The following is a 20,199-nucleotide window of genomic DNA, read 5'->3' as shown; positions in this document are numbered from 1 at the left end:
CGACGTTCAGTCGGGCGTCCCGGTCTTCTCCGCGTCGGCTTGCTTCATTGCCAGCTCTTCCTCGTCCTTGCCCCGCTCGGTCGGACTGGGCTTGAGCGGCGAGAGGATCCACAAGGTGACGATCGTCGCCAGCGCGATGACGATGGCGACGTCGTAGCTGCCCAGGCCGACCGACGTCCCGATCGCGCCGGTCGCCCACAGGCTGGCTGCTGTCGCCGTGCCCTTGACGCTGTCCTTCATCCGCAGGATCGCGCCGCCGCCGATGAAGCCCATGCCGGTGATGATGCCCTCGACGATCCGCGCCATCGCCTCGGGCTCCTCGACGGTGAGATGCTCGGCCGCCTCCACGAAGCCGCAGGCGGCGACGGCGACGAGGGGGAAGGTGCGAAGGCCCGCGCTGCGCTCCTCCTTCTCCCGGTTCCAGCCGATCGGCAGCGCCAGGGCATAAGCGATGGCGAGGGACATGATGTGGGGAAGCAACGCGAAATCGTTGGTCGAGAGAAAGTCGCTCATCGCGCCGCTCTACCCCAGCGGCGGGCGCCCCGCGACACCAATTGCTCGCGCATTTCGCCGCGACGCGCCCGGGATCATTCGCTATCCCGGCCGGATGATTCCGAACGGGCCCTTCCTGCTGTGCGAGATCGGCGACGATCGCGTCGCGATCGAGGCGGCGGACGTGCGTGAGATCCTGCCGGTCCTTCCGCTCTGGCGTCCGCCGACCTTGCCCCGGCCGCTGGCCGGCTTCATCCGCGTCCGCGGCGAGGTCCTGCCGGTGCTGGCTCCGGCGATCCTGTTCGGGACGGCCGACGCCGGGCCGCTCGACGTCTTCGCCCATATCGTCCGCACCCACGGCGAACCGCATGCCTCTCTTTGCCTGCTGGTCGACCGGGTCGAGGATCTGGTCTCCCCCGATCCGGCGGCCGTCCGTCCGATCGATGCCGGCGCCAGCCAGAACGGGGCGTTCGTTGCCGAGCTCGACCTCGACGGGGGCATGGCCCATCTGCTGGCGCTCGACCGGCTGCTCGACGAGAGCGAGCGGGCTCGGATCGCGGCGCTGACAGAGGATGCCGCGCGGCGCGAGGAGCTCTGGTCGGCGACGGACGCCGCGTGAGCCGCATGCCGCATCGGCCGGCCGCGTCGGTCCCCGTCCATGATCCCGACTATCAGGCGATCAAGGCGCAGGTCATCGATCGGACCGGGCATTTCTATTATGCCGAGAAGGACGACCCGCTGTGGGAGCGGATCGCCGCGCGGATGAAGGCTCGCGGCTGTCCCGATCCGGCCGGCTATCGCCGCCTGCTCGGGGATGGAGCCGTGGGGGAGGACGAATGGCGCCGGCTCGAGAGCGCCGTCACCATCAACGAGACCTTCTTCTTCCGCTTCGCCGAGCAGTTCGACGTGCTGCGTCGGATCCTGCTTCCCGGGCTGATCGCGCGCGCCCGCGAATCGCGGCGGCTGCGGATATGGAGCGTCGGCTGCTCGACCGGCGCCGAGCCCTATTCCATTGCGATCCTGCTCGACGATCTTCTCGCGGGCGCGCTGGCGGACTGGCGGATCTCGATCACCGGCACCGACATCGACGAGGCGGCGCTCGAGACGGCCCGCGCCGCCCGCTACAATGCCTGGGCGCTGCGCACCCTCGGCGACGAGGAACGCGTTCGGCTCTTCGACCGCGAGGGCGATCTCTACCGGCTGAAGACGCGCTATCGCGGCCTCGTCCGCTTCGAGCGCCATAACATGATGGACCTTCTCGATCCGGCGGCACCGCTCCAGTTCAGCGACTACGATTTGATCCTGTGCCGCAACGTCCTCATCTATTTCCGGCAGGACGTGGCGAAGCGGCTGATCGAGGCGCTGACCGCGCGTCTCGACGAGCAGGGCCATCTCCTCGTCGGCCATGCCGAGCCGAGCCCCGATTTCGCCGAGGTGGCCAGTCAGGTAGAGATTGGCGGAGTCCGCGCCTATCGCCGCCTCGGCCTGACGCCGTCTCCGCCGCCTGCGCCTGTCCCGCCGCTGCCGCTGCCGCGACACCCGCCGACGCGCCCGGTTCGGCGATCGGCACCCGCGGCCCGGTCGAGCGGTCGCACGACCCCCTCGGCCCCGGCCCACCCCATTCCGGCCGACCTTCCGTCCTTGTCGTCGCTGGCCGACGTGCGGCTCGCGCTCGCCGGCGGCGACGGCGACACCGCCTTGCGCCTGGCCGAGCGCGAGGCCGGCCTGGCACCGCGCGACCCGGTGCCGCATTATCTCGCTGCCCTGGGGGCCCTGGCGCTCGGCCATTCGGAGCAGGCCGAACGAGGATTTCGCAAGGCGCTCTATCTCGATAACAGGTTCGCCATGGCGCATTATCTGCTGGGGCGGCATCTCATGGCCGAGGGACGGAGCGAGGAAGGCCGGCGTTCGCTCGCCAACGCGCTTCGGGCCGTCGCCGGCTCAGATCCCGAGTCCGAGCTGCCCGAAGGCGACGGCATGACCGCCGAAGGCTTGGCCCTCGCGGTGCGGAACGCGCTGCGATGATCCGCGCCGGCGATCTTCCGGTCAGCGCCGAGTTCCTCGACGAGGCGGCGATCGCCACACTGCTCGCGCGCCGCCAGGCGGCTTATGGCGATGCGCGCGATCTGGCCGTTCTCGGAGGAAGCGACCTGCTGCTCTGGAATCTGGGCGCCGAGCGCTACGCGCTGCCGCTCGCCGACATCAAGGCGGTGGCGGCGCTGCCGCGGGTGACCCGGGTACCCGGGGCGCCGGCGGCGCTGGCCGGCCTCGTCAGTCGTCGCGGCGTCGTCCACAACCTGTTCGACCCGGCGGCGGTCCTCGGCGCCGATCCGCTTGCGGACGACGGTGCGGCGCGAATGATCGTCCTGCGCCACGAACGTCCCTGCATCGCCCTGCGCGTCTCCGGCGTAGCGGCAACGGCCGCTTTCGCCGATGACGGGGATGCGGATGCCGGACTTGCGCGCCTCGTCGAGACTCCCGAGGGGGAGCGCTTCACTTTGGTCTCGACTCCCCGCCTGATCGAGCGGCTTCTCGCCCGCCCCAGCCCGAAGGAAGGATAGCTGCCTTGACGATCTCGAACCGCATCCTTGCCGGCTTCGCCGCCGTCATCGTCCTGCTGGCGCTGCTCGGCGGCTATGCGCTGATGCAGCTTTCCTCGGTGCGATCGACCGTCGACCTGATCGTCGAGCGCGATGTCGCCACGGTCGTGCTGGTCGACCGGGTCGTCACCTCGGAGAGCAATATGCGGTCGACGCGGCTGAGCGCGGTCATCCGCTTCTTCGCCGGTCAGCCGGCGGACGACGCACAGCGGGGGCAGTGGCAGCAGCATGCCCAGGCGGCCGCGTCCGCCCTGGGCGAGCTGCGCACCTCCGTGGGAGCCTATCAGGACGCGGCCGTAAGCACGTCCCGCGCCGCTGTCTGGCAGCGCATGGCGGCCTCGACGCTCGAGGCCGACCGCCTCTATGCCGAGCTTCGCGACAACAGCATCGCCCAGCTCGACGCGATCCGCGACGGCGATCGCGATGCGGTCGTCGCCCGCGGCGCGGCGATCGATCGCAGCCACGAGGCGCTCGCTGCCGAGCTGCGCGAGGTGCGCGAAGCCGCCGACGCGGTCATTCGCTCGGGCCAAGGCGTCGTCGCCGACACATACGGCCAGACCCGGGGATCGATCCTCGCCGGCCTGCTCATCGCCGTCGCCATCGCGCTGGCGATCGCCTGGGTCATCCGCCGGTCGATAACCGCGCCGATGACGGACTTCATGGGGTTCGTCGGACGAGTCGGCCAGGGGGATCTCACCGGCGCGACGGCGGCCACCGGCCGCGACGAGCTCGGCCAGCTCGGCGCCACCTTGAACGCGATGGTCGACGGCCTCCGCGACCTCGCCCGCCAGAGCCGCCAGGCCACCGAAAATCTCAACGCCGCCGCCACCGAGATCCGCGCCTCGACCCAGGAGCAGGCGGCCTCGGTAGAAGAGCAGCTGGCGGCGGTGCAGGAGACGGCCGCGACGGTCGACGAGATCACCCATTCCGGCGCGCAGATCAGCCGCCGAGCCCAGGAGGTGATCGCCGCCGCCCAGGCCGCTGTCCAGACCAGCGAGAGCGGCATCTCGGCGGTCGACGACACCGCCCGCGCCATGGACGGCATTCGCGAGCAGGCCGAGGCCGTCGCCAACAATATCGTCGCTTTGTCCGAGAAGACCCAGGCGATCGGTGACATCATCGCCACCGTCAACGACGTCTCCGAACGCTCGCACCTGCTCGCGCTCAATGCCTCGATCGAGGCGGCGGCGGCCGGCGAGAATGGCCGCAGCTTCGCCATCGTCGCGTCCGAGATGAAGACGTTGGCCGACCAGGCGAAAGCGGCGACGCGCAATGTCCGCTCCATCCTCGGCGACATCCAGCGTGGCATCAACGCCTCGGTCATGCTCACCGAGGAGGCGGTGAAGCGGGTGACGTCGGGCAAGGAGCGCACCGACGCCAGCCAGGTCGCGATCGAGGAGCTGGCAGCACGCGTGCAGGAGAGCGTCCAGACCTTCCAGCAGATCGTCGCCTCCACCAACCAGCAGCAGATCGGGATCGAGCAGGTTACCGTCGCCCTCCAGAACATCCGCCAGGCCAGCCAGCAGACCGCGGCGAGCACCCGCCAGCTGGATCAGGCCGCGGCGGATCTCACCTCGCTGTCGGGTACTCTGCTCGGGCTAGCCGAGCGCTACCGGATCTGACCCGGCGCCGATGAGCGATCTTCGCGCCGAGCTGCTCGCCGCCTTCGAGGCCGAGCTTGCCGATCATCTCGGCGCCATTCGCGCGGGCCTGGCCGAAGCGGATGCCGGGCGGGGTCTGGATCTTCGCGACGTCAGCCGGCGCGCCCACAGCCTCAAGGGCGCCGCCCGCGCCGTCGAGCAGCCCCGAACCGAGTCGCTCGCCCATGAAATGGAGGCGCTGCTTCTCGCCGTCGAGGCGGGCGAGCGGGACCTGGATGAGGGCGCCGTCGAAGAGCTGAGGCGATTGGCCGACGCGATCGAGGACAGCGCCGGCGGCGGCGAGGCGGCCGCGCCCGCGGAGGCGGCGGCGGCGGCGCCGGCCGGACAGGTCCGCATCCAGGGTGCGCATGTCGAGCGGCTTGCCCATACGCTGCACGACCTGGTCAGCCAGGTCCAGGAAGGGGCCTCTATCGCCGAGGGCCTCGAGGCGCTGCAGTCCGAGCTCGCCTCGCTCTCGGGCCTCGCCGAGCGGGTGCGCGCGCACGATCTGGCCCGGCGGCTCGCCCGAAGCCTTGGCGACGTCGAGCGGCTTCGGCGCGAGCAGGCGCGCCAGCTCGGCAATCTCGACCGCGCGGCCGCGGAGCTCGAGCGGGATGCGGAGCATATCCTGCTGCTGCCGCTATCCACGCTGCTCGAAGGTTATGAGCGCATGGTCCGCGATCTGGCCTCGAGCCAGGGCAAGTCGGCAATCCTCGTGGTGGAGGAAGCCGCCGGCGAGGCCGATCGCCGCGTCCTCCACGCGCTCCGCGAGCCGATCCTGCACCTGCTGCGCAATGCGGTGAGTCACGGCATCGAGCCGCCGTCCGTGCGTATCCGAGCGGGCAAGCCCGATCAGGGCCGCGTCACGCTCGCTGCCCGGCTCGAGCGGGGGCAGCTGACGATCGTCGTCGGCGACGACGGGGCGGGTCTCGATCATCGCCGGATCGAGGCGAGGGCGCGGGCCGAGGGACTGATCGGCCGTGACGATCCTCGGCCCTCTCCGGAAGCCATCGAGGCGCTGCTTTTCGAGCAGGGCTTTTCGACCGCCGCGTCGGTCGACGAGGTGTCGGGACGCGGCATCGGCCTGTCGGTGGTCGCGGAGGCCGTGCGGCGACTCCACGGGAACGTCGCCTTCGTCGGCGACGCCGGCGGCGGCGCGGCGATCCGCCTGACGGTACCGGCTGCCGTCACCCGTCAGACCTTGCTGCTCGTCGAAGCGGGCGGCGAGACCTTTGGGCTCCCGGCCGGCGCCGTCGCGCAGGTCCTGCGGCTCGGGGCCGATCAGATCGAACGCAGCGAGGGCGGCGAATGGCTCCCGCTCGAGGGCGGTGCCGCGCCGGTCCAGTCGCTGGCGGCCCTGCTCGGCCTGGCGCCGGGCGCGTCGGACGATCCCACGCATCCCGCTCTGGTCCTTCGGGTCGGGCCGCGACGGATCGTCCTCGTCGTCGATGCCCTGCACGAGGTCGGGTCGATCGTCGTCGGCGATCCCACCGCGATCGCCGCTCCGGTCCCCCTGGTGTACGGGACGGCCTTGGTCGATGACGCGGTCGTGCTGGTGCTCAGTCCCGACGCGCTGATGACGCGGACCGGCAGGGCGCCTGGAGGTTCGGCGCTGGTCCGCCCCGATGCGGCCGAGCGCAAGGCGCGCCAGACGATCCTCGTCGTCGACGATTCGATCACCACCCGCACGCTCGAGAAGAGCATCCTCGAGGCGCAAGGCTATGCGGTGAGGATCAGCGTCGACGGGCTGGCCGCGCTCGAATGGCTGCGCGGCGGCATCGAGCCGGTCGACCTCGTCGTCGCCGACGTCGAGATGCCGCGCATGGACGGATTCGCGCTGCTGACCGCGATAAGGAACGATCCGGCGCTCAAGGCGATTCCGGTGGTGATGATGACCTCGCGCAACAGTCCGGACGATATCGAGCGCGGGCTCGAGCTGGGCGCCGACGCCTATGTGACCAAGCAGGCCTTCGATCAGGGCGAGCTCATCTCGGTCATCCGGCAGCTGATCTGAGGCCGTGGCGCAAACGTCCCCCATCCGTGTCATGGTCGTCGAGGATTCGGCCGTGGTGCGGACCCTGCTGTCGCACATCATCCGCTCCGACCCGAGGCTCGAGATGGCGGCGGCGGTATCGAGCGCGGAGGAGGCGATCGCGGCCCTGCCGGCGGTGCGCCCCGACGTCATCTCGATGGACATCAGGCTCCCCGGCATGGACGGCCTCGCCGCCACCCGGCAGATCATGGCCGATTGCCCGACCCCGATCGTCGTCATTTCGGCGAGCATCGACAAGAGCTCCATGAAGACGACGATGGACGCGCTGAGCGCCGGCGCGCTGTCGGTGGTCGAGAAGCCGGTCGGCCTCGGCAATGAGGATTATGCCGCCGTCTCGCGCGAGATCTGCACCCAGCTGGCGATCATGAGCCAGGTCGCGGTCGTTCGCCACCGGATCAGGCCCAGGTCCGCCGATTCCGCCGTGTCCCGGCCGCGGACGGAGCCGAAGGTCCTGCTGTGCGCCGCATCGACCGGCGGGCCCCAGGCCCTGGCGCGGCTGTTCGGCATGCTTCCGGCCGATCTCGGCCTGCCGGTGCTGCTCGTCCAGCATATGGGCGGCACCTTCATGAGCGGCTTTGCGGCCTGGCTGCAGACGGTGGTCCCGCAAAGGGTGGTCCTCGCCGAGGCCGGGCAGGCGCCGGCTGCCGGCACCATCCATGTCGCGCCCGGCGACCGCCACCTGCTCCTCGACCGCGGCGGGCTGATCGCCTTGTCCGCCGCGGCGCCGGTGGGCGGGCAGCGTCCGTCGGCGAACCTCCTCCTCCAGTCGGCGGCCGAAACGCTGGGCGGCGGCGCCGCCGCCATCGTCCTCACCGGCATGGGCGAGGACGGCGCCGCCGGCGTCCGCGCCTTGCTCGCCGCCGGCGGCTTCGCCATCGCCGAGCATGAGAGCTCCGCCATCGTCAACGGCATGCCCGCGGCCGCGGTGCGGGCCGGCGCCCTCGCTCTTCCCCTGGACCTCATCGCCCCGCATGTCCGCCGAATCCTCGAGCGGGAGGTCCGCGCTTGACCGCCGGTCCCGTGCCGAGGCTGCTGCTGGTCGAGGATTCCGACACCCAGGCGCTTCAGTTCCGCCGGTCGATCGAGCCGCAGGGCTTCTCGGTGGCGCGCACGCGCACCGCCGAGGAAGCGCTCGAGCAGCTCAACGAGAACCTGCCGGATCTGCTCGTGGTCGACTATCGGCTCCCCGGCATGAATGGCGACGAGCTGGTCAGGATCGTCCGCCAGACGGGCCGCACGCGCACCTTGCCGATCCTCATGCTGACCGGCGATGCCGGCTCCGAGACCGAGCGCCAGGGCCTCGACAGCGGCGCCAACGCCTATGTCCCCAAGGGCGGCGGCGCAGATTTGCTGGTCTCGAGGATGCGGGCGCTGCTTCGCCAGCGCCGTCCGGCTCCGGACAGGGCGGCGGGCGAGGGCGGCCTGCGCGCCGCCCAGCTTCTGCTGGTCGAGCCGGCTGCTACCTACCGCACTTTGCTCCGCGGCCTGCTCGCCGGCGAAGGCTATGAGGCGCGGCTCGCGAAGGATGAGGGGGAGGCGCTCGCCGCGCTCGACTCCGGCGACGTCGACTGCGTCCTGCTCGGGCTCGACAGCGGCGGCGGCCTCGACTTTGTCGGCCGGCTCGACGCCCGCCGCACCGCCTCCGGCGAGGGCTATGAGATCGTCCTCCTCTCCGAAGAGGACGGACCGGAAGCGGTGCTCGCCGCGCTCGCCGCCGGCGCGGACGACGTCGTCCCGAAGTCGAGCAATCGCGAGATGCTCCTCGTCCGCATTCGCGCCACCGTCCGGCGCAAGCTCGCGCGCGACGACGAGGCCCGGGCTGCCGCGCACGAGCGCGAGCGCGAGCTCGCTCTGGCCCATGCCCGCGCCCAGGCCGAGGCGGCCGAAGCGCTCGCCGCCGCCAATCGCGAGCTCGCCGACGCCAATGCCCGGCTCCAGGCCACCCAGGCCCAGCTCGTCCAGGCGGCGAAGATGGCCTCGCTCGGCGAGCTCGTCGCCGGCATCGCCCACGAGATCAATAATCCGCTCGCCTTCATCCTCGCCCATCACGACACGGTCGAACGATCGGTGCGCGAGGCGCGGACGCTGGAGGGGGAGGCGCAGGCGGCGCGGCTCGCCAAGGCGGCCGATCGGCTCGCCTCGATCCGCACCGGCCTCGCCCGCATCCAGGATCTCGTCGTCAAGCTGCGCCGCTTCTCCCGGCTGGACGAGGAGACGGCCCAGCTCGATGTTCCGGAGGCGATCGAGGCGGTGCTGACCTTGCTCGGGCCCAAGCTGGGCGGCATTGCCGTCGAGCGGCGCTACGAGGCGCCGCCGACATTGACCTGCTCGCCGGCGCTCATCAATCAGGTCGTCATGAATCTCGTCTCCAATGCCGCCGATGCCGTCGACGAGCCTGACGGGCGCATCGTCGTCGCGACGCGCTGCGACGGCGACGCCTATGTGATCGAGGTCGGCGACAACGGCCGCGGCGTCGCCGCCGAGCATCGCGAGCGGGTGTTCGAGCCCTTCTTCACCACCAAGGATGTCGGTGCCGGCACCGGCCTCGGCCTTGCCATTGCCTATGGTATCGTTCGCGCGCATGGAGGCGGCATCGTCCTCGGCGAAAGCCCGGAAGGCGGGGCCCTGTTCACGATCTCCATACCGATACGTCCGGCATGATCACGGTTTCGAACTCGGAAGCGGCTGCGAAGGCGACCTTGCTGCTCGTCGACGACGAAGCCGAGATCCTCGTCGCCCTCGAGGATCTGCTCGAGGCGGACTATCGCATCCTCTCGGCCACCTCGCCCGCCGCCGCGCTCGACCTGCTCGCTTCCGATCCGGACGTCGCGGTCATTGTGTCCGACCAGCGCATGCCGGAAATGCCGGGCAACGTGTTCCTCGCCCGGGCGCGGCAGCTGAGCTCGGCCGAGTCGATCCTGCTCACCGGCTATGCCGATCTCTCGGCGATCGTCTCCGCGGTCAACGAAGGCGCGATCTCCGGCTATGTCCACAAGCCTTGGGAGCCGGAGGCGCTGCGGGCGATGATCGCCTCGGCGGCGGAGCGGCACCGGCTGCGCGCGGCCCTGGCCTTCGAGCAGAGCGCGTTCGCCGCTTTGGTCGAGCGCAGCGCCGACGCGGTCTCGGTGCTCGACCGCAGCGGGCGGCCGCTGCGGATGAACGCGCTCAAGCGCCGCCAGCTCGAGGAGGAGGCCGACGCCGCGCGCCGGTCCGCCGAGGCGGAGGCCGACGAGGCGGCGCTGGCGAGCGGCGACTATTCCGAGGCGGAGGAGCGGCGCGATACGGTTGCCGGAGAGCCGCGCTGGATCCGCATCCGCCGCATTCCGTTCGGTGACGGCGGCGAGCGGTTCCTGCTCAAGATCGAGAGCGACGAGACCGATCGGCGGACCGCCGAGCAGAAGCTGCACCAGGCCGAGAAGCTGCAGGCGCTCGGCACCCTTGCCGGCGGAATCGCGCACGATTTCAACAATCTCCTGTCGGTGGTCATCGGCAATCTCGAGCTCGCCGCGCGCCGCCGGGACGAATCCAAGCTCCCCCGCTACCTGGCGAGCGCCCACGAGGCGGCGATGCGCGGCAGCGCGATCAGCCGCCGGCTGCTCACCTTCAGCCGGCAGCGCGACCTCGCCGCCGAGACCTTCAGCCCAGGCGAAGCCGTCGATGCGTTGCGCGAGCTCCTCGTCCAGTCCATGTCCGGCCGCGCGACCGTGCGTCTCGCCATCGGCGAGGCGGTGTGGCCGATCAACACAGATCCCGGCCAGTTCGAGCTCGCCGTCGTCAATCTCTGCATCAATGCGCGCGACGCCATGCCCGACGGCGGCGAGGTGACGGTCGCCGTCGCCAATGCGGACGGTTCGGCGCTTCCGGCCGATCTGGCGCCCGGCGACTATGTCCGCGTCTCGGTCTCCGATACCGGCACCGGCATGCCGGACGAGGTGCGCGCCCGCGTCTTCGAGCCCTTCTTCACCACCAAGCCGCACGGCCGGGGCACGGGGCTCGGCCTGCCGATGGTGCGGACGATGGCGGAAGCCGCCGGCGGCTGCGTCACCATCGACAGCCACCTCGGCGAGGGCACCAGCGTCCACCTCTGGCTGCCGCGGGCCGCGACCGGCGCCGAGGACCGGAGCGAGAGCCCGTCGGTGGGCAGGGTGGGCCCGCTCAGGATCCTCATCGCCGAGGACGATCCCGAGGTCTCGCAGATGCTGTGCGAGCAGCTGCTTCAGGCAGGCCATCGCCTCGAGGCGGTCGAGAGCGCCCGCGCGGCGATCGACCGGCTCTCCGCCGACAGCGGATTCGACCTGCTCATCACCGATTTCGCGATGCCGCGCCTGTCCGGCCTCGATCTCGCCAAGCGTGTCGCCGCCGATTGGCCCCGGGTCCCGGTCCTCCTCGTCACCGGCTTCGCCGAGATCGAGGAGGAGGTCGATCTCGTCGTGCTGACCAAGCCGTTCACCGGCGCCCAGCTCGAGGCGGCGGTGGCGCAGGCGGTGAAGGCGGGCGCCGCGTCCGCCTCCGCGGGCGAGGCGGCTTCAGCGGGCTGAGGCTGGGGCGCCTTCCCGTCCGGGGTCCTCGGCCGCGGGCAGGCGGACGCGGATCGTGAAGGCGGGGCTCGACGGCCCCTCGCTGTAGCGCGCGTCGGAGACGGTCACGATCGTCTCTTCCGGCCCTCGCTCGATCCGGGCGAAGGGCAGGCGCGACCAGTAGAGGAAATCCTCGAGCTCAGGGTCGCGGCGGGCGGCCGCCGCCACCGCCGGATCGGCCATGTTGTGCGCCATCAGCCGGCGCGGGATCGCCACCTCGGCGGCCGGCGTCCATCGCAGCGGCGCGAAGCCGTAGCCGTCGCCCGCCTCGAACACCATGCGCCGGCGCAGCGGATCGACCGGCACCGGGTTGGCCACCACCTTGCCGATCGGCACCGGCAGCACCGCCCCCGCCGCGCGGCGGGTGACCGCCTCGGCATGGAGGCTGCTCGTCCCCATCGCCGCGATGTAGAGGCAGGTGAAGAGCAGGGCGGCGAAGGCCGGCAGCTCGGTTCGCGGGCGGACCTTCTTCTCGCGCCGCCGGCTCAGCCACACGCCGAGGCCGAGCGCGAGCCACAGCCACACGTCGACGATGAACAGGGTGTCGCCATAGAACCAGCGGTCGGAGAAGGGCATCAGCAGGCGGACGCCATAGGTGTTGAGCAGGTCGAAGAAGGGGTGGGTGATCGTCCCCAGATAGGCGAGCGCGACCAGCCAGCCGAAATGGACCGGCACGCGCCCCTCCGGCCGTCGCCCGCGCCGCCCTTGCCAGCGGTCGAAGCCGAGCATCGCCGCCGCGAGCATCGGCGGCAGCAGGACCAGGCCGATCGGCCCGTGCGTCCAGCCCCGCCGCCAGGCCAGATTCTCGCCGAAGGCGAGCCCGAGCGCGTCGAGATCGGGCAGGTTGGCGGCAATCATCAAGGTCGCCGCGGCGAGGCCGGTGCGGCGCTTGAGCCCGGTCTGGGCGAGCGCCGCGCCGACCAGGGTGTGGGTGAGATTGTCCATGCTCGGTCAGGCCGCCGCGGCCCGGTTCAGGCTGCCGCCTCCAGATTGGGCGGACCGAGATGCTGGAGGAAGTCGGGCTTGCCGAGGCCGACGCCCTGGGCACGCAGGATCGCGTAGGCGGTGGTCACGTGGAAGAAGAAATTGGGCAGCGCGAAGCCGGTCAGATAGTCGCGCCCGGTCCAGCGATAGCCGAGGCCGTTGGGGAAGCGCAGCGCCACCTCGCGTGTCTCGCCGGCCGAGATCGCGGCCGGGTCGACGCTGTCGATGAAGGCGATGGTGCGGTCGCAGCGCGCCTTCAGCTCGGCGAAATTCGTCTCGGTATCCGGCATCGACGGCGCCTCGATCCCGGCGAGCCGGCCGATCGCATTCTTGGCGCTGTCCGACGCCATCTGGAACTGGGCCGGCAGCGGCCGCATGTCGGGTGCTAGCCGTGCCTCGATCAGCGCCGCCTCGTCCATCTCGGCGGACGCCTTGTCGAGCCACGCGCGCATGTTGGCGAGGGAGGCGGTGAACAGGGGAACGGAGGCGTCGTAGAGGCTGAGGGTCATGTTGGGGCTCCGGAATGATCCGGAAGACCGCATGCCCGAGAGCGGGCGAGCGGGCAAGGCGCGGCGGCCGCCCGCTCGCCTCCTCGGGTCAGACCGTCTCGGCCGGTGCCTCCGCTTTCTCCACCAGTCGGCTGAACGCCTCGGTGAAGGCGGGTATGTCGTCGGGATTGCGGCTGGTGACGAGGTTGCCGTCGGTCACCGCCTCCCGGTCGACGACGTCGGCGCCGGCATTCTTGAGATCGGTCCGCACCGACGGCCATCCTGTCACCGTGCGGCCGCGGATCACGTCGGCCTCGGCGAGCAGCCAGGGCGCGTGGCAGATGGCGCCCACCGGCTTGCCCGATTCGACGAAGCGGCGGACGAGGTCGACGACGTTCGATTCCATCCTCAGCTTGTCCGGATTCTTCGTGCCGCCCGGCAACAGCAGCGCGTCATAGCCATCGATGTCGACCGTATCGACCTTCGCGTCGGGCGTGATCGTGGCGCCCTTGTCGCCCTTGATCTCCTTCGTCTCCAGCGAGGCCAATACGACCTCGGCGCCCGCCTCGATCAAGCGCTTGCGCGGCTCGAGCAGCTCCGAATCCTCGAAGCCGTCGGTGGCGATGAACAGGATCTTGGCGTCGGACAAAGCCGGCATGTCTTCCTCCTTGTGATGGGTCGGCGGAAGAACGGATGGATCCGGCGATGGCTCCGCACGTCCGCCTCGTTCCGGCGAAAGCGGGAACCGCTTTGCCTCCGGACGCGCGGCGAAAGGATGATCATATCCCGGCCTGCGCCGGGATGACGTGGAAAATGGAGGCGGCCGCAGCCCCTATCGCCGGCCCTGCGGGCGCTCGGCCGAGGCGAAGCGCGCCGGCGCCTGGAAGCGCGGCGGTTCCGGAAGCATCACCTCGTTGCCGCGGATCAGCTGCGGGCGGGCACCGGCGGGGCGGCACTGGGCGACCACCGACGGGTAGAGGATGTCGTCGCGGCGATAGAGCTCGGTCTCGGTGGCGGCGAGGCACTCGGCTTCGCTGGCATAGCGGGTCTCGACGGTCGCGACCTCGCGGCACGCCGCATCGCTCTCGCCGCAGCCCAGTATCGCCATGATGAACGTCAGGGGTTCCATCGCCCGCTCCTTTGCCCCCTCAACCGACTCTCTTCGCAGGAGTTCCTGCCATTCCGCGCCCGTTACCATCGCGAAAGGCGGTATGCTGTTGGTGGACGGCGCCGCCGGCCGACACCCGCAGCGTTGAGTCTGCGTCTCGGCCCCTCCCGGTCGTGAGCGGCACCCTCCGTCCCCGCCGGCGGATCCCTCCTATTTGGGTAATCGCGTGGGCGCCCCTATCTAGCGACGAAGATGGCGAGCGGCGCGACAGAGACTCCGGAACAATCCAATCCCGGCTGGTCGGCGCTGCGGCGATTCCTCCCTTATCTCTGGCCGGCGGGCGAGCCGCGGCTGAAGGCGCGGGTGATCGTCGCGGTGCTGCTGGTGCTTCTCGCCAAGGCCGCGACCTTGACCATGCCCTTCGCCTACAAGGCGGTGGTCGACCGGATGTCGACCGGCATGGACGAGGCGGCCGGGCTGATCATCGCCTTGGTTATCGCCTATGTCGCCGCCCGCTTCGGCGGCGTCCTGTTCGACAATATCCGCAACGCCGTGTTCGAACGGGTCGGCCAGGACGCCGCCCGCCGCCTCGCCGAGACGGTGTTCCGCCACATCCACGCGCTGTCGCTGCGCTTCCACCTCGAGCGGCGCACCGGCGCGCTCACCAAGATCGTCGAGCGCGGCACCAAGAGCATCGACATGATGCTCTATTTCCTCCTGTTCAATATCGCCCCGACGATCATCGAGCTCGCCGCCATCTGCATCATCTTCGGCGTCAAGTTCGGCCCCGGGCTCGTCGTCGCCACCTTGGTGATGGTCGTCGCCTATATCGCCTTCACCCGGATCGTGACCGAATGGCGCGCCAAGCTGCAGCGTCAGATGAACGAGGTCGACAACCAGGCGATCGCCCGCGCGGTCGACTCGCTCCTGAACTACGAGACGGTCAAATATTTCAACGCCGAGGATCGGGAGGCGCGCCGCTACGGCCAGGCCGCCCGCGCCTTCGCCGATGCGAGCGTGCGCAACGAGCAGTCGCTCGCCTGGCTCAATGTCGGCCAGTCGCTCATCACCAACCTGATGATGGCCGGGGCGATGGCCTATACCGTCTGGGGCTGGAGCCGCGGCGCCTTCACCGCCGGCGACGTCGTCTTCGTCAACACCTTCCTGATGCAGCTCTTCCGGCCTTTGGACATGCTCGGCTGGGTCTATCGCACCATCCGCCAGGGCATGGTCGACATGGAGGCGATGTTCGCCGTCGTCGACACGCCCGCCGAGATCGCCGACCGCCCTGGCGCGCCTGGCCTCGTCGTGCGCGCCGGCCATGTTCGCTTCGAGGACGTCCATTTCGCCTATGAGCCCGGCCGCGACATATTGAAGGGCATCGACCTCGAGGTGAAGCCGGGGACGATGACCGCGATCGTCGGCCCGTCCGGCGCCGGCAAGTCTACTTTGTCGCGCCTGCTCTTCCGCTTCTACGAGCCGACCTCGGGCCGCATCACCATCGATGGTCAGGACATCGGCGCGGTGACCCAGGCGAGCCTCCGCGCCGCACTCGGCATCGTCCCCCAGGACACCGTCCTGTTCAACGACACGATCGGCTACAATATCGGCTATGGCCGCGGCGGCGCAACCCAGGCCGAGATCGAGGCCGCCGCCCGCGGCGCCGCCATCCACGAGTTCGTGCTCGAGCTTCCCGCCGGCTACGACTCGCTGGTCGGCGAGCGCGGCCTCAAGCTCTCCGGCGGCGAGAAGCAGCGCGTCGCCATCGCCCGCACCCTTCTCAAGGACCCGCCCATCCTCATCCTCGACGAGGCGACCAGCGCCCTCGACAGCCGCACCGAGGCCGCGATCCAGGAGACGCTCCAGGGCGTCGCCGCCCGCCGCACGTCGATCGTCATCGCCCACCGTTTGTCGACCGTGGTCGACGCCGACCAGATCGTCGTCCTCGACAACGGCAAGGTCGCCGAGCGCGGCACCCACGCCCAATTGCTGCGCAAGGACGGCCTCTACGCCGAAATGTGGACCCGCCAGCAAAGCGAGCGCGAGGCCGAGGAAGCGGCCGAAGCGGCGGAATAGGCTTAAGTTCCGCCCGTGCCATTTCCTCCTTCGTACGTCTCCAGCGAAGTCGAGGGGCGCCTCAAGCTGAGCCTGTGCCCTCGCCAATCTCGTTCGTCCCGAGCGAAGTCGAGGGGCGCCTCAAGCTGAGCCTGAGCCCTCGCCAATCTCGTTCGTCCCGAGCGAAGTCGAGGGGCGCCTCAAGCTGAGCCTGTGCCCTCCCCTGCCTCGTTCGTCCCGAGCGAAGTCGAGGGGCGCTCGTGGGGCGGCCGCGCAAAGTACCCGACCGCCGCCCAATCGCCGGCGATCAAGGCTTCCTTCTTGGCGCGTGACCAGCGCTTCACCCGGCGCTCGAAATCGATCGCTTCGTATCGTGAACCGGTCCAATCGTGCCACACCAGCTCAACCGGCCGCCTGCGCTTCGTCCAGTCGGCTGCCAATCCCTGGTGATGCTCGCTCAGCCGCTTCTCGAGGTCATCGGTGTGCCCGGTATAGTAGGAGCCGTCGCGACAGCGCAGGATATAGACCCAGAATTGCAGCATCGCCCTGCCAGAGCCCCTCGACTTCGCTCGGGACGAACGAAGTCTTGTTATTGCACCAACGTCAGTCCCGGCGGCACGTCAAGCGGCTCCGCCATCCCCAATCTCGTTCGTCCCGAGCGAAGTCGAGGGGCGCTCGTGCGGCGGCCGAGCAGATTGCGCTAACTCCCTCGCCCCGGATAGATCACCCGTCCATCCTTCACCACCGCCCCCGGCGTCAGCTTCGCCGGCTCGACCCTCTTCTCGCCCATCAGGTGCAGCACCGTCCGCCCCCGCGCCAGCAGATGGTCGGCGACGATCCGCCGGTGGCAGCGCCACCACACCGCCTCGGCGCACATGATCGCGCAGCGCCGCTCGTCGGCAAGGGCCAGCAGCGCCTCCAGCCCTTCGGCGAAGGCCTCGCCCAGCGCATGGTCGGCATAATTGTGGAAGCTGTCGTTGCGCCACAGGCCGTTCGTCTCCGCCGGCACCTCGCGCGACCGGCTGCGGAGGCCGCCCAGCGCCGCGATCCGCTCATAGCCGATCTGGAACGGCGCCAGCTCGCCGGGCAGCACGTCCTCGCCATATTGTGGGTTGCGGCGCGACCTGGGCACGGTGCGGATGTCGACGACCAGGTCCGCCGGCCCGGAGCGCAGCAAGGCGACGAATTCCTCGATCGACCGGGTCGAATGGCCGATCGTGAAGATCGGCGCCGCGTCCGGCTCCGCCGCAATCATGCCGCCACCCGCGCGCCGGCGTCGATCTCCTCGGCGACCCGCCGGCGCAGCGCCGGCAGCACCTCTTCGCCGAACCAGGGATGCTTGCGCTCCCACAGCCGCGATCGCCAGGACGGATGCGGAAGCGGCACCCGGTCGGGCAGATGATCCCGGAACGCCCGCACCCGGTCGGTCATCCGGCCGGGCCCGAGCGCATGCGCCTGGGCATGGCTCCCGACCAGCAGGGTCAGCCGCACCGCCGGCAGCGCCGCCATCAGCCGCCGTCGCCACAGCCGCGCGCATTCCGGCCGCGGCGGCGCGTCGCCGCCCGCGCCCCGTCCCGGATAGCAGAAGCCCATCGGCACGATCGCGAACAGGCGCGGATCGTGGAACTGCGCCCGGGTGACGCCCAGCCATTCGCGCAGCCGGTCGCCCGACGCATCGTCGAACGGCACGCCGGTCTCGTGCACCCGCGTCCCCGGCGCCTGGCTGGCGACCAGGATCCGCGCCGTCGCCGACGCCTGCAGCACCGGCCGCGGCCCCAGCGGCAGCGAGGCCGCGCAGGCGGTACATGTCCGAATCTCGGCCAGCAGGGAATCGAGCGCGCTCACCCACCCGAAATCGGGTCGAACCGCCCCGGTTCAACCCTCGCCGCCGCGTTCCTTGCCGCGCCTGTCTTGCCCGCGCCGGGGTCGCCGCCACTTCCCGCAAAATGCACGCGAAGCCGCGAAGACGCGAAGAGGTGCCCCGGCCCTCGTATCGTCATCCAGCGAGAGCTGGGATTTCCCTTCTAGTCGAATAGGACAAGATCCTGGCTTCGTCAGGAGGACGGGAAGGTCGCAGGCGTCCTCCACCCGCCGCCCGCCGAATTCGATCGTCGCCGGCAACCAGCGCCGCCCGAACTCGTTCCCACTGGACCTGCCATCGCTCCGAGGAGGGTCTTCAGGGGCCATGAATGAAGAGACGCAGCAGGCGGGTCTCCCCGAATCCCGGCCCAGAATGGACGTCAACCCGCCGGTCTTCTTCGTCTCGGCCGCCCTGATCCTCGCCTTCGTGCTGTTCGGCTCGCTCTTCGCCGACGAGGCCGGCCGGCTGTTCGCGGCGGCGCAGGCGACGATCATCCTCGATTTCGGCTGGTTCTACATCGTCGCCGTCGCCGGCTTCCTGCTCTTCGTCCTGTTCCTGATGCTCAGCCGCTACGGCGACGTGAAGCTGGGCCCGGACGACAGCGAGCCCGATTATAGCTACCTCTCCTGGCTGGCGATGCTGTTCAGCGCCGGCATGGGCATCGGCCTCCTCTTCTTCGGCGTCGCCGAGCCGATCCAGCATTATGCGCTGCCGCCGGTCGGCGAGGGCCGCACGATCGACTCAGCGCGCCAGGCGATGGTGCTCACCTTCTTCCATTGGGGGCTGCACGGCTGGGCGGTCTATATCGTCGTCGGGCTGGCGCTCGCTTATTTCTCGTTCCGGCGGGGCCTGCCGCTCACCCTTCGATCGGCCTTGTACCCGCTGATCGGCAACCGGATCAACGGGCCGATCGGCCACGCCATCGACATCTTCGCGGTGCTCGGCACGATGTTCGGGGTGGCGACCTCGCTCGGTTTCGGCGCACTGCAGGTCAATGCCGGCTTCGCCTATCTCTTCGGCCTGCCGGTCAGCCCCCTGGTCCAGGTCCTCCTCATCGCGGTGATCACCGCGATGGCGACGGTGTCGGCCGTCGTCGGCCTCGACAGGGGCATCAAGCGGCTGTCGGAGCTGAACATCCTGCTGGCCGTGTCGCTGCTGGTCTTCGTGCTGATCGCCGGCTCGACCGTGTTCCTGCTTCAGGCCTTCGTCCAGAATGTCGGCGCCTATTTCGGCAGCATCGTCCAGCGCACGTTCCGCATGTACGCCTACGAGCCCAATCCGTGGCTGGGCGACTGGACCTTGTTCTATTGGGGCTGGTGGATCTCCTGGTCGCCCTTCGTCGGCATGTTCATCGCGCGCATCTCGCGCGGGCGCACCATCCGGGAGTTCATCCTCGGCGTGCTGCTCGTGCCGCCGCTCTTCACCTTCTTCTGGATGACCGTGTTCGGCAACACCGCCATCCAGATGGACCTGAGCGGCGTCGCGCCGATCGCGGCCACGGCCGCCGACAACATGCCCGTCGCCTTGTTCGAGATGCTCGCGCAATTGCCTTTGTCCGCCATCGCCTCCGGCCTCGCCACCTTGCTGATCATCACCTTCTTCGTCACCTCGGCCGATTCCGGCGCGCTCGTCATCGACACGATCACCTCGGGCGGCGCGGAGAATGCGCCGGTGTGGCAGCGTCTCTTCTGGGCGCTCTGCGGCGGTGCGGTCGCCGCGTCGCTGCTGGCAGGGGGCGGGCTCGAGGCGCTGCAGACCGCGGTCACCGCCAGCGCGCTGCCGTTCGGGGTGGTGATGGTGTTCATCTGCTACGGCACGCTGCGCGCGCTCCAGATGGAGAGCGCCGGATCGGCGATCGACCTGTCCATCGCGGCCGATGCGCCGCCGGCGGAGACTGCCAGCCTGAGCTGGCAGCAGCGTCTCACCAGCATCACCCATTATCACGAGAAGCGGGAGATAGTGGCCTTCCTCGCCGACACCGCCCGGCCGGCCCTCGACGCGGTCGCGCAGCAGATGCGCGAGAACCGCCTGTCCCCCGATCTCGTCCAGGACGGCGATCATCTCGGTCTTTCCGTCCCGCACGGCGACCATGGCACCTTCCGCTACACGGTTCGCGCCCGCGCCTTCCGGGCGCCGAGCTTCGCCTTCGTCGGCACCCGCAAGTCCCGGGACGGCGAGCCCCGTCACTACCGGGCGATGGCGCAAAGCTCCGAAGGCGACCAGCCGCACGACGTCACCGGCTATACCGGAGACCAGCTCATCAACGACCTGCTGAACCGCTATGCCCGCTTCAGGCATGCGCGCCGGCTGGCCTGACGGAAGGCGGCAAGGCCGCCCCGCC

At 70.1% G+C, this 20,199-nt stretch carries 18 protein-coding genes; 10 read left to right on the top strand and 8 right to left on the bottom strand.

Annotation, left to right across the window (positions count from 1 at the left end):
- Positions 1-6: 6 nt before the first annotated feature.
- Positions 7-513, bottom strand: a complete 507-nt coding sequence (locus tag DDE10_RS14335; protein WP_114953506.1) for an MgtC/SapB family protein — start codon at positions 511-513, stop codon at positions 7-9.
- 94 nt (positions 514-607) lie between these two features.
- Between DDE10_RS14335 and DDE10_RS14330 the strand changes: the two genes are divergently transcribed.
- The 8 genes from DDE10_RS14330 to DDE10_RS14295 are packed head-to-tail and all read left to right on the top strand — an operon-like array spanning position 608 to position 11,323.
- Positions 608-1,111 carry a chemotaxis protein CheW gene (locus DDE10_RS14330; protein ID WP_162806626.1) on the top strand — a complete coding sequence of 168 codons (504 nt, stop codon included), beginning with the start codon at positions 608-610 and terminating at the stop codon, positions 1,109-1,111.
- A 5-nt stretch (positions 1,112-1,116) separates the two neighbouring features.
- On the top strand, positions 1,117-2,517 hold the full coding sequence (locus tag DDE10_RS14325; protein ID WP_114953456.1) for a CheR family methyltransferase: 1,401 nt from the start codon (positions 1,117-1,119) through the stop codon (positions 2,515-2,517).
- Positions 2,514-3,053: a chemotaxis protein CheW gene (locus DDE10_RS14320; RefSeq protein ID WP_114953455.1), complete on the top strand. Its 540-nt coding sequence runs from the start codon at positions 2,514-2,516 to the stop codon at positions 3,051-3,053. The genes DDE10_RS14325 and DDE10_RS14320 overlap by 4 nt, the downstream gene beginning before the upstream one ends.
- 5 nt (positions 3,054-3,058) lie before the next feature.
- Positions 3,059-4,714: a methyl-accepting chemotaxis protein gene (locus tag DDE10_RS14315; protein ID WP_284734667.1), complete on the top strand. Its 1,656-nt coding sequence runs from the start codon at positions 3,059-3,061 to the stop codon at positions 4,712-4,714.
- Positions 4,715-4,724: 10 nt separating this feature from the next.
- Entirely contained in the window at positions 4,725-6,746 is a 2,022-nt protein-coding gene (locus DDE10_RS14310) for a hybrid sensor histidine kinase/response regulator (RefSeq protein ID WP_114953454.1), read from the top strand.
- Between the two features lie 31 nt (positions 6,747-6,777).
- Entirely contained in the window at positions 6,778-7,794 is a 1,017-nt protein-coding gene (locus DDE10_RS14305) for a chemotaxis protein CheB (protein ID WP_114953453.1), read from the top strand.
- Positions 7,791-9,446 carry a response regulator gene (locus DDE10_RS14300; RefSeq protein WP_114953452.1) on the top strand — a complete coding sequence of 552 codons (1,656 nt, stop codon included), beginning with the start codon at positions 7,791-7,793 and terminating at the stop codon, positions 9,444-9,446. The genes DDE10_RS14305 and DDE10_RS14300 overlap by 4 nt, the downstream gene beginning before the upstream one ends.
- Complete coding sequence (locus tag DDE10_RS14295; protein WP_114953451.1) at positions 9,443-11,323, top strand: response regulator; 1,881 nt, start codon at positions 9,443-9,445, stop codon at positions 11,321-11,323. Before DDE10_RS14300 ends, DDE10_RS14295 begins: the two co-directional genes overlap by 4 nt.
- Here the strand turns inward: DDE10_RS14295 and DDE10_RS14290 are convergent.
- The 4 genes from DDE10_RS14290 to DDE10_RS14275 form a co-directional block, all read right to left on the bottom strand.
- Entirely contained in the window at positions 11,312-12,307 is a 996-nt protein-coding gene (locus DDE10_RS14290; protein WP_114953450.1) for a metal-dependent hydrolase, read from the bottom strand. The genes DDE10_RS14295 and DDE10_RS14290 overlap by 12 nt on opposite strands.
- Before the next feature lie 26 nt (positions 12,308-12,333).
- Complete coding sequence (locus tag DDE10_RS14285) at positions 12,334-12,855, bottom strand: DUF1993 domain-containing protein (RefSeq protein WP_114953449.1); 522 nt, start codon at positions 12,853-12,855, stop codon at positions 12,334-12,336.
- 88 nt (positions 12,856-12,943) lie between these two features.
- Entirely contained in the window at positions 12,944-13,492 is a 549-nt protein-coding gene (locus tag DDE10_RS14280) for a type 1 glutamine amidotransferase domain-containing protein (RefSeq protein WP_114953448.1), read from the bottom strand.
- A gap of 174 nt (positions 13,493-13,666) precedes the next feature.
- Positions 13,667-13,963: a hypothetical protein gene (locus DDE10_RS14275; protein ID WP_114953447.1), complete on the bottom strand. Its 297-nt coding sequence runs from the start codon at positions 13,961-13,963 to the stop codon at positions 13,667-13,669.
- Positions 13,964-14,194: 231 nt separating this feature from the next.
- On the opposite strand from DDE10_RS14275, the gene DDE10_RS14270 reads away from it, so the two are divergent.
- Complete coding sequence (locus DDE10_RS14270) at positions 14,195-16,018, top strand: ABCB family ABC transporter ATP-binding protein/permease (protein ID WP_114953446.1); 1,824 nt, start codon at positions 14,195-14,197, stop codon at positions 16,016-16,018.
- 179 nt (positions 16,019-16,197) lie between these two features.
- Here DDE10_RS14270 and DDE10_RS14265 read toward each other — a convergent pair whose 3' ends face one another.
- The 3 genes from DDE10_RS14265 to DDE10_RS14255 form a co-directional block, all read right to left on the bottom strand.
- The gene (locus tag DDE10_RS14265; RefSeq protein WP_284734666.1) at positions 16,198-16,539 is read right to left on the bottom strand and encodes a GIY-YIG nuclease family protein; all 342 of its coding nucleotides are present in this window, start codon (positions 16,537-16,539) and stop codon (positions 16,198-16,200) included.
- Between the two features lie 158 nt (positions 16,540-16,697).
- Complete coding sequence (locus DDE10_RS14260; protein WP_114953445.1) at positions 16,698-17,252, bottom strand: DUF488 domain-containing protein; 555 nt, start codon at positions 17,250-17,252, stop codon at positions 16,698-16,700.
- On the bottom strand, positions 17,249-17,842 hold the full coding sequence (locus DDE10_RS14255) for a uracil-DNA glycosylase family protein (RefSeq protein WP_114953444.1): 594 nt from the start codon (positions 17,840-17,842) through the stop codon (positions 17,249-17,251). The genes DDE10_RS14260 and DDE10_RS14255 overlap by 4 nt, the downstream gene beginning before the upstream one ends.
- A gap of 340 nt (positions 17,843-18,182) precedes the next feature.
- On the opposite strand from DDE10_RS14255, the gene DDE10_RS14250 reads away from it, so the two are divergent.
- Positions 18,183-20,174: a BCCT family transporter gene (locus DDE10_RS14250; protein WP_114953443.1), complete on the top strand. Its 1,992-nt coding sequence runs from the start codon at positions 18,183-18,185 to the stop codon at positions 20,172-20,174.
- Positions 20,175-20,199: the final 25 nt, after the last annotated feature.

This window comes from Sphingosinicella terrae (genome assembly GCF_003347635.1).
Classification (GTDB): Bacteria; Pseudomonadota; Alphaproteobacteria; order Sphingomonadales; family Sphingomonadaceae; genus Allosphingosinicella; species Allosphingosinicella terrae.
The sequence above is the reverse complement of the archived record's forward strand: the minus strand, read 5'-3'. Positions and strand labels throughout refer to the sequence as shown.